The sequence below is a fragment of the Stenotrophomonas sp. JAG2 genome (assembly GCF_041080745.1).
GTDB classification, from domain to species: Bacteria; Pseudomonadota; Gammaproteobacteria; order Xanthomonadales; family Xanthomonadaceae; genus Stenotrophomonas; species Stenotrophomonas maltophilia_AA.
In genome coordinates this window covers 48,542-61,233 of sequence record NZ_JBEUMH010000010.1, presented here as the reverse complement: position 1 = coordinate 61,233, position 12,692 = coordinate 48,542, and the positions used below count along the sequence as shown (strand labels likewise).

General features: G+C 68.9%; 15 protein-coding genes. 2 read left to right on the top strand and 13 right to left on the bottom strand.

Annotation, left to right across the window (positions count from 1 at the left end):
- The first annotated feature begins 53 nt into the window (after positions 1-53).
- Positions 54-815 (top strand): Crp/Fnr family transcriptional regulator, encoded by a 762-nt coding sequence (locus tag AB9O74_RS13885; protein ID WP_369349652.1) that lies wholly within the window; start codon positions 54-56, stop codon positions 813-815.
- A 49-nt stretch (positions 816-864) separates the two neighbouring features.
- Here AB9O74_RS13885 and thrC read toward each other — a convergent pair whose 3' ends face one another.
- From thrC to AB9O74_RS13855, 6 genes are all read right to left on the bottom strand, one after another.
- Positions 865-2,157: a threonine synthase gene (gene thrC, locus AB9O74_RS13880; protein WP_369349651.1), complete on the bottom strand. Its 1,293-nt coding sequence runs from the start codon at positions 2,155-2,157 to the stop codon at positions 865-867.
- A gap of 31 nt (positions 2,158-2,188) precedes the next feature.
- Positions 2,189-3,121, bottom strand: coding sequence for a homoserine kinase (locus tag AB9O74_RS13875; protein WP_369349650.1), 933 nt, complete (start codon positions 3,119-3,121; stop codon positions 2,189-2,191).
- A complete protein-coding gene (gene thrA, locus AB9O74_RS13870; RefSeq protein WP_369349649.1) occupies positions 3,118-5,640 on the bottom strand; it encodes a bifunctional aspartate kinase/homoserine dehydrogenase I in 2,523 nt (840 codons plus the stop codon). The genes AB9O74_RS13875 and thrA overlap by 4 nt, the downstream gene beginning before the upstream one ends.
- Before the next feature lie 89 nt (positions 5,641-5,729).
- Positions 5,730-5,858 (bottom strand): hypothetical protein, encoded by a 129-nt coding sequence (locus AB9O74_RS13865; RefSeq protein WP_275135822.1) that lies wholly within the window; start codon positions 5,856-5,858, stop codon positions 5,730-5,732.
- 129 nt (positions 5,859-5,987) lie between these two features.
- The gene (locus AB9O74_RS13860) at positions 5,988-6,935 is read right to left on the bottom strand and encodes a DMT family transporter (protein ID WP_369349648.1); all 948 of its coding nucleotides are present in this window, start codon (positions 6,933-6,935) and stop codon (positions 5,988-5,990) included.
- A gap of 66 nt (positions 6,936-7,001) precedes the next feature.
- Entirely contained in the window at positions 7,002-7,691 is a 690-nt protein-coding gene (locus AB9O74_RS13855; RefSeq protein WP_369349647.1) for a helix-turn-helix domain-containing protein, read from the bottom strand.
- A gap of 89 nt (positions 7,692-7,780) precedes the next feature.
- Between AB9O74_RS13855 and AB9O74_RS13850 the strand changes: the two genes are divergently transcribed.
- Positions 7,781-8,269 carry a GNAT family N-acetyltransferase gene (locus AB9O74_RS13850; RefSeq protein WP_176989864.1) on the top strand — a complete coding sequence of 163 codons (489 nt, stop codon included), beginning with the start codon at positions 7,781-7,783 and terminating at the stop codon, positions 8,267-8,269.
- A 54-nt stretch (positions 8,270-8,323) separates the two neighbouring features.
- Here the strand turns inward: AB9O74_RS13850 and AB9O74_RS13845 are convergent, their stop codons facing one another.
- The 7 genes from AB9O74_RS13845 to AB9O74_RS13815 form a co-directional block, all read right to left on the bottom strand.
- Entirely contained in the window at positions 8,324-8,611 is a 288-nt protein-coding gene (locus AB9O74_RS13845) for a hypothetical protein (protein WP_046272599.1), read from the bottom strand.
- A 159-nt stretch (positions 8,612-8,770) separates the two neighbouring features.
- Positions 8,771-9,220 carry a PA2169 family four-helix-bundle protein gene (locus AB9O74_RS13840; RefSeq protein WP_019183020.1) on the bottom strand — a complete coding sequence of 150 codons (450 nt, stop codon included), beginning with the start codon at positions 9,218-9,220 and terminating at the stop codon, positions 8,771-8,773.
- Positions 9,221-9,389: 169 nt separating this feature from the next.
- Positions 9,390-9,659 carry a hypothetical protein gene (locus tag AB9O74_RS13835; RefSeq protein ID WP_369349646.1) on the bottom strand — a complete coding sequence of 90 codons (270 nt, stop codon included), beginning with the start codon at positions 9,657-9,659 and terminating at the stop codon, positions 9,390-9,392.
- Positions 9,659-10,372, bottom strand: coding sequence for a glycosyltransferase family 2 protein (locus AB9O74_RS13830; RefSeq protein ID WP_369349645.1), 714 nt, complete (start codon positions 10,370-10,372; stop codon positions 9,659-9,661). Before AB9O74_RS13830 ends, AB9O74_RS13835 begins: the two co-directional genes overlap by 1 nt.
- Positions 10,369-10,956 carry a class I SAM-dependent methyltransferase gene (locus AB9O74_RS13825; protein WP_369349644.1) on the bottom strand — a complete coding sequence of 196 codons (588 nt, stop codon included), beginning with the start codon at positions 10,954-10,956 and terminating at the stop codon, positions 10,369-10,371. Before AB9O74_RS13825 ends, AB9O74_RS13830 begins: the two co-directional genes overlap by 4 nt.
- Positions 10,953-11,711, bottom strand: a complete 759-nt coding sequence (locus tag AB9O74_RS13820; RefSeq protein WP_369349643.1) for a PIG-L deacetylase family protein — start codon at positions 11,709-11,711, stop codon at positions 10,953-10,955. The genes AB9O74_RS13825 and AB9O74_RS13820 overlap by 4 nt, the downstream gene beginning before the upstream one ends.
- The gene (locus AB9O74_RS13815) at positions 11,699-12,691 is read right to left on the bottom strand and encodes an acyl-CoA dehydrogenase (RefSeq protein ID WP_369349642.1); all 993 of its coding nucleotides are present in this window, start codon (positions 12,689-12,691) and stop codon (positions 11,699-11,701) included. Before AB9O74_RS13815 ends, AB9O74_RS13820 begins: the two co-directional genes overlap by 13 nt.
- Position 12,692 lies beyond the last annotated feature (1 nt).

Genomic DNA, 12,692 nt, shown 5'->3' with positions numbered 1-12,692 from the left:
CGGGCCAAGGGCGGCATGAAGTATCATGGGCAGGCCCCGCTTGCTGACCTGACATGACCCGGCCTCACCCCGGTACCGCGCTTTCCGCTGTTGAAGACCCCGCCGCCCCCGGCTGCTCGCCCCTGCGCGACTGCATGCATTGCTCGGTGCGGCACCTGGCGGTCTGCTCGGCGCTGTCGCCGGATGAAGTGCAGGCGCTGGAACGGGTCACCGTCTCCCTGGCACTGCCGCTGGGCTCCACCCTGGCCCGTGCCGGTGAGCCGCGCCAACATGTCTATACGATTACGGCCGGTGCGCTGCGCCTGGTCCGCACGCTGGCCGACGGCCGGCGCCAGATCAGCGGCTTCGTGCTGCCCGGCGATTTCCTGGGACTGAGCGGCAGCGATCATCACCGTTACGATATCGAAGCCATCGCCGACAGCCGCGTCTGCCGCGTGGCCCTGCCGCAGATGAAGGACCTGCGCTCGCGCTTCCCGCACCTGGAACGCAAGCTGCTGCAGCGCGCCTGCCAGGAGCTGGATGCCGCCCAGGACGCCGCGATGGCGCTGGGCCGACTGCAGCCGGCCGAGAAAGTCGCCGATTTCCTGCTGCGCCTGGCCGCGCGCGAAGCACTGCTCGGTGAACCCGGCCTGCGCGTGACGCTGCCGATGGGCCGTGGCGACATCGCCGACCATCTCGGCCTGACCATGGAAACGGTCAGCCGCACCTTCACCAAGCTGCGCCAGCAGGGCCTGATCGCCCTGCCCCATCTGAACACCGTCGAGATCCTGGACGAAGCCGGCCTGCAGAAACTCTCGGCCGACGAATCCTACTAGTCGTGCCGGGCGCTGCCCGGCTGTTCCGGCGTTCCGCGCGTCAGCCGCCTCACCCGCGCAACAGCACCTCGCGCAGCGCGCCATACTCCGGCGCACATGCCTCGGCGGTCGCGGGCCGCTCCAGCAAGGCGGCCAGTGCCGGCGGCACCTCCAGCGGCTTCCCGATCAGAGGCTCCACCACCGACTCGAACTTGGCCGGATGCGCCGTTGCCGCGACCGCCCAATGCCCCTGCGCGCCCGCGGCCCGCAGATGCTCCAGGCGCGCCACTGCGGTTGCCGTATGTGGACAGAAGACTTCGCCATGCAGGTCATGGCGGCGGCGGATCAGTTCGCGGATCGCCGCATCATCCACCGCCTCGGCAGTGAACGCGGCGCGGAGCGCCACATCATCTTCGTTGTACAGCCAGCGCAGCCGCTCGAAGTTGCTCGGCGCGCCCACGTCCATCGCATTGGCGATCGTCGCCACGCTGGTCCGCGCCTGGTAGGGCTCGCCGTGGAAGTAGCGCGGCAACACATCGTTGGCATTGGTGGCCAACGCGATCTGACCCAGTGGCAGGCCCATCGCGCGCGCCAGGATCGCCGCCATCGCATTGCCGAGGTTGCCGGTGGGAATCACCAGGTTCAGCACGTGGCCGGTCTGCGCCTGGTGCACCAGCGCCGCATGCGCGTAGTAACTCATCTGCGGCAGCCAGCGGCCCAGGCTGATGCTGTTGGCCGAGCTCAACGGCACCTGGTCCTGCAGCTCGCGATCGCCCAGCGCCTGCTTCACCATCGCCTGGCAATCGTCGAAGGAACCGGCCACACGCAGGGTATGGATGTTGTCGCCGAAGCAGCCCAGCTGATGTGCCTGCCGCGGCGAGACCCGGCCATCCGGGTACAGCACCACCACGCGGATCCCGGGCTGGCGGTGGAACGCGGCCGCGACGGCGGCCCCGGTGTCCCCCGAGGTGGCGACCACGATTGTCAGCGGTCGTTCGCGCCCCTGCTGCAATCGGGCCAGGCATGCGGCCAGGAAGCGCGCACCGAAATCCTTGAACGCCGCCGTCGGGCCATGGAAGAGCTCGAGGACATGGTCATCGGCCGTCGCCAGCGGACGCAGCGGCGCATCGAAATCGAATGCCTGCCCGCACAGTTCAGGCAGCGCTTTCTCCAAGGCATCGTCATGGAAATACGGGGCCAGCACCGCCGCGGCGGTCTGTGCGAAGGATCCCTGCGCTGACCAGCTCTGCAGCTGCGGGCGATGGTCGGGAACATACAGGCCGCCGTCCGGGGCGAGTCCGGCGGCAAGCGCCTGGCTGAGCGAAGCGGCGGGTGCAGCGTGACGCGTGGAAACGAACTTCATCGGATATCCCAACGTAGAAAGAGTGGAAGCGTCACAGCAGGCGCGCGGCGGGGGCATTCAAGGGCGACACCCAGCCCTGACTCGCGAAGCCTGCGTCTGCGAACGCCTGCTGGACCGCGCCTTGAGCAGCAAGCGCAGCATCACGCCGCTCGAACCAGGCAAACACGCTCGGCCCCGCGCCGGAGATGCTGGCGCCCATCGCCCCGGCAGCGAGTGCCGCATCGCGCGCGGCCGCAAATCCAATGATCAGACCTGCCCTACGCGGCTCGACCAGTACGTCACGCAGGCCGGCGCGGACCAGCGAGGCGTCGGCGGTGTAGCAGCCACTGAGCACCAGCGCCAGGTTCGCGCTCTGCGCAACAAATTCGCCCAGGGCGTAATGCCCCTGCAGCGCGGCGCGTGCGCGACGCGTCTCCAGCACCGCATCCGGATGCACCAGCAGGCTGTGCCACGCCGCCGGGACCGGCACCGGCACCAGGCGATCGGCGGTACTCAAGACCAAGCCACCCAGCAGCATCGGGCCGAGGTTGTCGCCATGGCGGCCACCACTGGCCACCGCCTCGCCAGTCAACGCGAACGGATACAGCGCCTCACGCGCCAGCGGCTGCGGCAACAGCGCATTGGCCGCGACCAGCGCCGCCACGCACGAGGCGGCCGAACCGCCCATCCCCGAGCCCAGCGCGATGCCCTTGTCGATCTCCAGCTCGAATCCAAACGGCAGATCCAGCGCGGCGCGCAGCGCGATCAACGCGGCGCCGGCGGTGTTGTCCTCGGCCACCCCCGGCAGATTCACCGTGGTGCCACGGATCACGTGGATGCGTACCACGGGCGCCGCGATACGCCGCACCGTCACCGTATCGCCGACGCCCTCGATGGCGTGGCCGAGGATGTCGAATCCCACTCCTACATTGCCGACCGAGGCCGGCGCGAACGCACGTGCTTCAACGATGCTGCCGTCACTCACAGGCGTGCTCCTTCGCCCACTGCCACGCGCAGCACATCGGCGAACACGCCGGCGGCGGTGACCTCCGGCCCGGCGCCCGGGCCCTGCACCACCAGCGGATTGTCGCAGTAGCGGCGCGTGGTGAACTGCACCACGTTGTCGGTCAGGCGCAGGTTGGCGAAGGCATGCCCGGCCGGCAGCGCGACCAGGCCGACTTCAGCGCCGTCCGGCGTCAGGCGCGCCACATAGCGCAGCACCGCGCCGTCCGCGTTGGCGACTGCCAGGCGCTCGGCGAACACCTCATCGATCTGCGACAGGCCGGCCATGAAATCGTCCACGCTGGCCTGGCGCAGTGCTTCAGGCACCAGACTCTCCACGCGTACCTGCTCCAGGCTGAGCTCACGGCCCGCCTCCCGCGCCAGGATCACCAGCTTGCGCGCCACATCCACGCCGGACAGGTCATCACGCGGGTCCGGCTCGGTATAGCCCATGCCCCGCGCCTGGCTGACCAGCTCGGAGAACGGCACCTGGCCGTCGTACTTGTTGAACAGCCACGCCAACGTGCCGGAGAAGATGCCGTCGATCGCCAGCACTTCATCGCCGGTATCGACCAGGTCGCGCAGCGTGGTGATCACCGGCAAGCCGGCACCCACCGTGGCCTCGTAGCGGAAGCGCGCGCCGCTGCCGGCGGCCGCCTCGCGGATCGCGTGATAGCGCTCCAGCGGACCGGCACCGGCCTGTTTGTTCGGGGTGACCACGTGGATGCCCGCCGCCAGCCAGCCGGCATAGCGGTCGGCCACGTCGGCACTGCCGCTGCAGTCGATGATCAGCGCGTGCGGCAGATGTGCGGAGAGCAGGTGTTCGGTGAATGCGTCCAGATCGCTCGGCTGCGCAGGACCGGACAGCGCCGCGCGCCAGTCGCCTTTCAGGCCGCGCTCGTCCAGCACCATCCGCGTGCGCGAGGCGACCGCGCGCAGGCGCAGATCCACGTTGGCGCGGCCGAGCAACTGCCCCTGCGCCGCCTGCAGCTGGTCCAGCAGCGCTGCACCGACGTTGCCCGGGCCGATCACACCGACCGAGAACGTCTGCGGCGACAGCCAGAAGCCGGCATGCGCCGCACGCAGGGCCTTGGTGGCGTGACGGCTGTCCACGGCCACGGAGATGTTCCGCTCGGACGAGCCCTGCGCGATCGCCAGGATGTTCACCTGTGCGCGGCCCAGCGATTCGAACAGGCGCGCGGCCACGCCGGGCTGCCCGGCCATGCCATCGCCCACCGCGGCCAGCACGCTGACGTTGTCGGTGAGCTGCACGCGCTGCACCTGGCCCAGGCTCAGCTCGTGGGCGAAGGCCTGCAGCAGCGACTCGCGCGCACGCACAGCCTCGGCCTGTTTCACCACGCAGCAGATCGAATGTTCGGAGGAGCCCTGCGAGATCATCACCACCGACACATGCGCATTGCGCAACGCCGCGAACACGCGCTCGGCCGTGCCCGGCACGCCGATCAGACCGGTGCCTTCCAGATTGAGCACGGCCAGGTCCGGGCTCAGGGTCAGCCCCTTGATCGGGCCGGAAACGGTGCGCTCGGCGGTGATGCGCGTCCCCGGATGATCCGGATGGAACGTGTTGCGGATGATGATCGGCAGGCCACGCTCGATCGCCGGGGACATCGTCTGCGGGTGCACCACTTTCGCGCCGAAGTACGCCAGCTCGCAGGCCTCGTCATAGCTCAGCGCTTCCAGCTGGACCGCCTCGGGCACCACCCGCGGGTCGGCCGAGAGCACGCCGTCCACATCCGTCCAGATGTGCAGCTCATCGGCGTTGAACAGCGCGGCGAAGATCGCACCGGAATAGTCGCTGCCGTTGCGGCCGAGCGTGGTGATGCGGTCCTGGCGGTCGCGGGCGACGAAGCCGGTCGCCACGATGCGCACCTGCGGGTGCTGCAGGCGCCACTGGGCCAGGCGTTCGGCGCTGCGCACCCAGTCCACATCCACGCCCAGTTCACCGCGCTCGATCACCAGCACATCGCGCGCATCCAGCACCGCGCAGTCTTCCCCCAGCGTCTGCAGGTACTTCCCGAGCAGCTGCGCCGAATACACCTCGCCCATGCCCTGCACGCGGTCCAGCACCTCGGTGGGCAAGCCACCGATCACCGCCAGCGCGCCCAGCACCTCGGCCAACGCGTCGAAGCGCTGATCCAGCCACTCCACCGTCGTGCCGGCGTGCTCCCCCAGCAGGGCCACCGCCGCGCCGCGATGGCGCGCCCGCAGCGCATGCCACTGCTCGCGCCAGGCCGAGCCATCGTCGGCCGCCAACGTCGCCACCGCGATCAGCGCATCGGTGACGCCCTTCATCGCCGAGACCACGGTGACCTGCATCGCCTCGTCACGCGCCAGCAGCAGCTGCGCCACGTGGCGATAGCGCTCGGCATCGGCGACCGAGGTGCCGCCGAACTTGTGGACCACGGTAGCCACGCCGGCCCGCGACGCGACGGAGACGGCAGGCAGGGCGGAAGGTGGAGCGGAAGCGGCGACAGAAGACATGCTGACCTCGATGGGAGGCCCCGCGTCATATCAGGTTCGAGAGTCTCCCCCGCCACCTGATCTGGGTGCGGGGCCGTGGTTTTCGGAAATTACGCGAAGACGACGGGCCGCACCGGGCGAGTGGTGGCGGTGGTAATGATGGTGGTACCGGTCAACACGGCCTGGCCGCCCGCGGAGGCGGGAACGAGCAGGTAGGCGTGGGCGACGGTGATGACCATGGGCCAAGAAAACTACGCCGCCGCCCTGCTTGTCAAGTGCTGCATCGCAAAAGATCGCCGCACGTCATCTGCACTGATCGTCGGCCAACAAGTTGCGAATGACACCATCCAGGCGGCACAACGGCTGCCCTAGCCAACGTGCTCGGCCACCGCCGCGGGCGGCCGATGCGCATGCGCGCACATCAGCACGCCGGACACCAGGCAGATGATCGCCACCGTCTCCATCAGCGTCGGCCAGCGCTGCTGCCAGGCAAAGCCATAGAGCAGCGCGAACAGGGTTTCGAACACGATCATCTGCCCGGTCAGGGTCAGCGGCAGGTTGCGGCTGGCGCGGTTCCAGCACGCGTTGCCGAGCACCGAGGCCACCACGGCAACGCCTGCGCTGATCAGCCAGAAGTTCAGCCACTCGCCGGGGGGATGTACCGTCGTGCTGGTCAGGAAGGCGCTGGGCACCAGCACCAGGGCGAGCCCGCCGGTGGTGATGCCGGTCAGCAGCGACCAGTCGTGCCCGGACAGGTCCGGCCGGCGCGCCAGCCAACGGCTGTTGCCGATCGAATACACCGCCCAGGACAACAAGGCACCGACCGCGCACAGCAGGCCCAGCAGCCTTCGCCCGGCCGAGCCCTCAGCGTGTTCGGCCATTAAGGCCTCATAGCCCACCAGCGCCACGCCGAGCAGGCACAGCAGCAGCGCAGGGGCAAGGCGTCGCAGCGGCACGGCGCCTTCCTCGCGCACGCCGGCCAGGGTCACCACCACCGGAATCAACCCGACGATCAGCGAAGCGGCGGCACCGCCGGCCCACTGCACCGCGTTGGCCAGCAGCAGGAAATAGACCAGGTTGCCGGCCAGGCTCAGCCACAACAGGCCCCGCCACTCGGCCCAGCCGAGGCGGTCCTTGAGCTGCCGCCAGCGCGGTGCCAGCAGCACCACGGCAATCAGGCCATAGACCAGGTACCGGCCGGCCGAGAGCTGCACGGCGTTGAAGCTGTGCAGCATCGCCGGGGCCAGGAACACCACGCCCCACAGCGCGCCGGCGGCAATGCCATTGGCGATGCCCACGCCCATCGATCGTTTCATTGTGGCTCGCGCTTGTGCATTGGCCGCGCAGTGTAGGAGCCGCGGGCGGCGGCGTCTTGACCGAGGCTACTGCCGCCGGAATGCCTGCGGGGTCAGCCCGGTTTCCCGGCGCAGGGCGCGGGACAATGCACTGTGCTCGGAATACCCGGCATCCAGTGCGATCGTGGCGATGCTGTCGGTGCTGGTGAGCAGGCGACGCTTGGCCCAGCGCAGCCGGCAGGCGCTGAGCCAGGCCTGCGGCGGTACCCCGAACTCCTGCACGAAGGCCGCGTGCAGGCGGCTGCCGCTGATGCCGACCAGCGCCGCCATGCGGGCCACGTTCCAGTCCGCGCCAGGATTGGCCGTCAGCCGGGTGCACAGCGCATGCAGCCGCGCTGCGCTGCCGGCGGGCGCGTACTGCTGCAACAGCACGGCCAGCAGATCGTGGTTGGCGTGCTCCGCCGCACCCGTGAGGCGCTGCCGCAACCCCTTGGGCAGGGCCAGCCAGCGCTGGCGGCGCAGGTGGTCGAGCGTATCGTCATCGATCACCCCGGCCGGGCAGTCGACGATCAGCATCAGGTGGTCGCCATCACCGGTCTGCGCATGTCCCTCGCCCGGCGCCACGAAGGCCCCCTGCAGCACATCCAGGCGGCCGCCAAACGCATCGACTTCAACGTCCAGGTCTCCGCGCAGCGGCAGCACCCATTGCGCAAAGTCGTGCCGGTCCACGTCGCTGGAGGTTCCGTAACACCGCAGGTGGCAGGCGCTGGCAGGCATGCCGATAGTCTGCGCGCAGGGCAAAGGGCACCGCAAGCCGCGCATGCGCGTACCATGGCGGCCGACCCGTACAACATGGAGCGTTTACCGTGGCCTGCACCATCGTTCCGCTGAGTGATCGCCCCGACCTGCTGCCACTCGTGGCCGGCTGGTACTTCCAGGAATGGGGACACCATGTTCCCGGAATGGCGCTGTTGGATGAGCAGCAACGGCTGGAGGTCTTCCTCCAGGACGACGAGCTGCCGCTGCTGCTGATCGCGCTGGACGGTGAGGTTCCCGTCGCCGCCGCGCAGCTCAAGTTCCATGAACGCACGGAACGCCCCGAACGCCTGCATTGGCTGGGCGGCGTGTATGTCGATCCGGCGCACCGCGGGCGCGGCTTGGCCGAGAAGGTCATCGCTGAACTGGTGGTGCGCGGCCGGGCGCTCGGCGTCCGCGATATCTACCTGCAGACCGAAGCCGATGATGGCGGCCTGTATCGCCGGTTGGGCTGGGCCCCGTTGGAGTCCGTGCCGCATGCCGCAGGGATGCCGGTGCGGATCATGGTCCGCAGCGTGGCCGCCGATCCGGTCGACTGAACGCGCGGTGGCGGCCGCGGGCCGCAGGGATGAATGCGACGCCGTTGAACGGCGTCAGCGGAAGCGCACCGGCTGGGGCGCCGGGCGGTCGGCCAGCGAGCCGAGGGTGAAGGTGTAACCGGCTTCTTCCAGCAGCTTGCGCATGCGCAGCTCGGCGCGCTTGGGATACGCCAGCGACGTCGGTGCATGCAGCGCGTACGAGGTTGATTTCCCGGGCAGCGTTTCGCGGGTCACCGAGGACTGATTGGTCTCGCACGCGTTGGCCCACAGGTCCATCAGCACCTTCGGGCCGATGGATTGATTGTTGCTGAGACGAAGCGTCAGCCAACGCATGTGTTCCATGACAAATCCAAGCGGCTCTTTGTCCCGAGTATGCACCAATTCCCGCACCACCGTTCGGCGCCGTGCGGGGCCTGGCCAACGCCAGGGTTGCCACGCACAAACGAACAGCCCCGGCAGTGCCGGGGCTGTTCTGGTACCGCTTCAGGAAGCGACTGGAACTCAGTGCTTCATGGCGTGCTTGCGGTCGCGCATCACCGCATGGCATTCCTGCACCTGCGGCAGCAGGCGCTGCACTTCCTGACGGGCGGCCGGCGAGGTGTCGGCGTCGGTCAGGGTGTCCTTGAACGCCTTCAGCAGGCGATCCTCGGATTCTTCCAGCTCGGCCACGTAGCCGTACTGCTTGTCGCCCAGGGTGGCGCGCACCTTGCCGTAGAACTGCTGCATGGAACCGACGAAGGTGCCATGGTCGGCCGGCTTGCCGCCTGCGGCGACAACGGTGGCGCTCAGCGAGCGGACGATCTCATTCTTGACACCGGCAATACGGGTGAAGAGCGCCGCCAACTCGGCATCTTCGACCTTGCCTGCGGCCTCGGTGTAGAACTCCTGGCCATCGCGGGCGATTTCGATCAGGTCGTTCAAGTTATGCGCGGTCTTCGATTCGGTATTCACTGCGATGTACTCCTGTTGGTCCGGTTTGGCCCGTGAGTTGTTGTCGGGGTGAGTCGACTTTTCCGCATCGGCCATGAAGTCGGCGTGACACTGAAATACAAGTGTTCAGCGAGCTCAACGCACTGCGTGATCGATGTGCACGGCGCGTCGTCGGCGTGCGAAATGCGTGTTACTTCCCTGCCCTTTTCCGCTTCATCCATGACAGGCATTGCCCCGCAACCGCAGTGAGCAGGATCAGCGAATTGGTCACCACGAACACGATCGATCCGGTGGCCGCGCTGTACGCGATGAACAGCACGGAGGCGGTGATCTGGCCGACGAACAACCACGTCGATACCGCCTGCGCGTCGTCGGCCGTCCACTGCTTCCAGATCTGCCGCCACAGCGTGGCGATCAACACGGCGGTCGCCGCCCAACCGAGCAGGTCGATCGGCTCCATCATCGCGCCAGCAATGACGACGGCGCAACGTCGCCCATCACGTCATCCGTCGCCAGCGCAACGCGCTGCTCCAGCCGACGCAGGAAGTCGCTGAAGCCATGCGGCGCACGCGCCTGCCGGCGGGCGCTGGTCATCACCCGCGGTCTGGCCAGGCGCGCGACCCGCATGCCCGCGCCCTGCATGGTCTGGATCAGCGCGACGTCCTCACCGGTCGCCAGTGGCGCGAAGCCGCCCGATTGCCGATACGCCGCCGCGCTGAAGCCCATGTTGGCGCCGTGCACGTGCGGATGCCCGTCCACCGCATGCTCACCCTGCAGGAACTGCTCGCGCACAGCCTGCGGATAGTCCAGCCAGTCGCCCACCGCCACCACGCCGCAGAAAGCACTCGCGCCGCAGTGAAGCTGCCGCGCCAGCCAATCCGGCGGCACCACGCTGTCCGCATCCGTGCAGCCGATCCAGCGGGCGCCAAGCGCCAACGCCCGCTCGCTGGCCGCCGCGCGGGCGACGCCGACGCAGCCCGCCTCCACGCTGACCACCTCCACTCCCATGCGCCGGCAGATCCAGCCGGTCGCATCGGTACAGCGGTCCAGCGCCACCACGATGACCACCGGCTCGTCGCGCAGGGCCGGATGCAGGGCGGCTACCTGCAGCGACTGCAGGCAGGCAGCGATCAGTTGTTCTTCGTTGTGCGCGGGAAGGGTCACGGCAATCATCGCAGGCCCTCGCGCTCGGCGACGGACGTGGTATCGGCAGACCACCCCTCCAGCAGCATGTCCTCGTCACGATAGGAAAACAGGCGAGGCAGACAGGCATCCAACTGCGCGTGCACGAACGCCGCGCTGCACCGCGCCTGTTCGAACGGCACGCGCCAATGGCAGGCGACCACCACACCCTGCGGCGCCAGCGAGGTGACCACCTGCGCGGCGGTCTGCTGCATGTCTTCCGGGGTCAGGTAGTAACCCATCTCGCCGAGCACGATCAGATCGAACCTGCCGGCCGGCCATGACTGCGGATGTCGTGCCTGTTCGATGGTGACGTGCGCGTGGCCCCGCGTCATCACGCGCGCGGCGGCAACCGCGCCTTCGCTCAGATCGGTGGCGAGCAGCTGGTCACAGCGCTCGGCCAGGGCCGCCGTCAGGACGCCATTGGAGCAACCCAGCTCCCAACCCCGGGCAAAGCGCGCGCGCGGCAGGCTTGCCAACGTGAGCGCGCGCTTACGGCGCTCGTACCAGCGGGTGCGGTACTGGAAGGGATCCTCTTCCTGGTACAGCGCGTTGAAGTAGGCGACATCGCTCATCCGATCAGTACCTCGTAATTCCGTTCGAACCGCTGCAGCACCGTGGCAGGCAGGATGGGGTCGCAGTCCAGCCCCTCCACCGCACCGGTCTGGGTCACGAACTGCAGGATGGCCTCGCGCTTGCGCGCCACGATGGCGTCATCCAGCGCATAGCGCGTGGCCGGCACCCATGCCGTCGGCGCCACCTGCGGGTCCAGCCAATGCCAACCCCAGACGGGATATTCCTTCAGTGCCGCACCTCGCGTGACGCAGGCCTGCAGACACGCGCGGGCGACCGCTTCATGGTCCGGATGTCCGTCGAAGCGCCACGGCGCGAGCACCAGATCATCGGCCTGCAGCACGTCCGCCAGCTGCTCGACAATCCACGTTTCGCTGGCCGTCACCGCGCCGTCGTCGATGTGCCAGGACAACCGCTCGGCACTCGCCAGACCCAGGCGGCGAAGCGCCTCATCCAGTTCGGCGGCGCGGCCCGCGCGCAGCCTTTCCGGCGTCCACGCGGGGTGATCCGGATAGCAGGCCTCGCCGTCGGTCACCGAAACCACCACGAGTCCCAGGCCCTGCTGGTGGGCAAGCGCCATCAGCCCGCCGCAGGCCAGCACTTCATCATCGGGATGCGGCGATACCACCACCAGCCGCCGCGCAGTGCCGAACAAGGCCGCAGGCGACCCAACGGGCAGCGTCTGCAACCAGGGCGATGCCGACCATTGCGCTTCCGTCACGCCGCCGCCTGCGATCTGGCGATTCACAGCGTCCACGCACGCCCCTCCCGGTGCATCAGGTTGCCGAGATGCTGCCAGTCGCGGTCAGCGTGACTCTGGCGGATGAAGACGGTCAGGTCGGCCCAGCGCCGCGCGTGGGCCGGATCCATGCACATCGGCCCTGGACCGAGCGCCCTCCCCACCCGGTCCAGGGTCAGGGTGGCAGCCCGTTCAACCGCGCTGCGCGCCCGCACGATTTCCTTCTGGTGAGGCAGCTCGGGCTGTGCATCGATCAGCGCGGCCAGCTCGCGCAGCAGTGACGCGCACGGCGACAGCGCCAGATCGATCTCGCCCAGCAGGCCGGCCACCGTGCCCGGCTCGTCGGCCCGCGCGTTGTGCAGCAGCGGCTCGGCCAAGGCGCTGGCGCCACCGAACCAGCAGGCGGCAATACCGGCGCCGCCGTGCCAGAACCCGGGGCGCTGCAGGTAGGCATCTGCCGCGCCGACCTCGATGGCCGGCACCTGATCGAAGCGCGCGGTTCCACTCGGCACGCGCCCCATCCCTGTCGCCTGCCAGGTCTGCGGCAGGAAACTCACACTGGCGCGGCGCACCGGCGCCAGGAACAGGCGCGAGCGCCCGTCATCGCGCACCGTCACCAATGCGTGGTCGACCCAGCCGGCGCCAGAGCACCAGGGTTTGTCACCGGAGAGGGTGCCGCTGGCCCGATCAAAGCGCAGGGTCGCTGCCGGCCCTTCGGCCGCCCAAACCGCCCCCAGCCGATCCCGGCCCGGTGTCGCCGCGCCCAGTTCATCCAGGATCGCCTGTGCGTCGTAATGTGCTTCCAGCACCTTGGCCAGGCACAGATCACGTGCCGCGATATGCGCCAGCGCCTGCCAGCGCAACAGCGTGTCCCCGCTGCCGGGGCGCGGCAACGAGGGTTGATGTTCGATCCACGCGCGGGCCTGCGCCTGCAGGTCATCGGCCTCGGTCACCGGCTGTGGAGCGGCCGGTACTGCAACGGGAGCTACGGCACTCATG

What these genes read in the sequence shown, in the direction of transcription:
- AB9O74_RS13825 (WP_369349644.1), bottom strand. Translation starts at nt 10,956, where the DNA reads ATGAGCGATGTCGCCTACTTCAACGCGCTGTACCAGGAAGAGGATCCC.
- AB9O74_RS13830 (WP_369349645.1), bottom strand. Translation starts at nt 10,372, where the DNA reads ATGATTGCCGTGACCCTTCCCGCGCACAACGAAGAACAACTGATCGCT.
- thrC (WP_369349651.1), bottom strand. Translation starts at nt 2,157, where the DNA reads ATGAAGTTCGTTTCCACGCGTCACGCTGCACCCGCCGCTTCGCTCAGC.
- AB9O74_RS13865 (WP_275135822.1), bottom strand. Translation starts at nt 5,858, where the DNA reads ATGGTCATCACCGTCGCCCACGCCTACCTGCTCGTTCCCGCCTCCGCG.
- thrA (WP_369349649.1), bottom strand. Translation starts at nt 5,640, where the DNA reads ATGTCTTCTGTCGCCGCTTCCGCTCCACCTTCCGCCCTGCCTGCCGTC.
- AB9O74_RS13885 (WP_369349652.1), top strand. Translation starts at nt 54, where the DNA reads ATGACCCGGCCTCACCCCGGTACCGCGCTTTCCGCTGTTGAAGACCCC.
- AB9O74_RS13815 (WP_369349642.1), bottom strand. Translation starts at nt 12,691, where the DNA reads ATGAGTGCCGTAGCTCCCGTTGCAGTACCGGCCGCTCCACAGCCGGTG.
- AB9O74_RS13835 (WP_369349646.1), bottom strand. Translation starts at nt 9,659, where the DNA reads ATGGAGCCGATCGACCTGCTCGGTTGGGCGGCGACCGCCGTGTTGATC.
- AB9O74_RS13860 (WP_369349648.1), bottom strand. Translation starts at nt 6,935, where the DNA reads ATGAAACGATCGATGGGCGTGGGCATCGCCAATGGCATTGCCGCCGGC.
- AB9O74_RS13845 (WP_046272599.1), bottom strand. Translation starts at nt 8,611, where the DNA reads ATGGAACACATGCGTTGGCTGACGCTTCGTCTCAGCAACAATCAATCC.
- AB9O74_RS13855 (WP_369349647.1), bottom strand. Translation starts at nt 7,691, where the DNA reads ATGCCTGCCAGCGCCTGCCACCTGCGGTGTTACGGAACCTCCAGCGAC.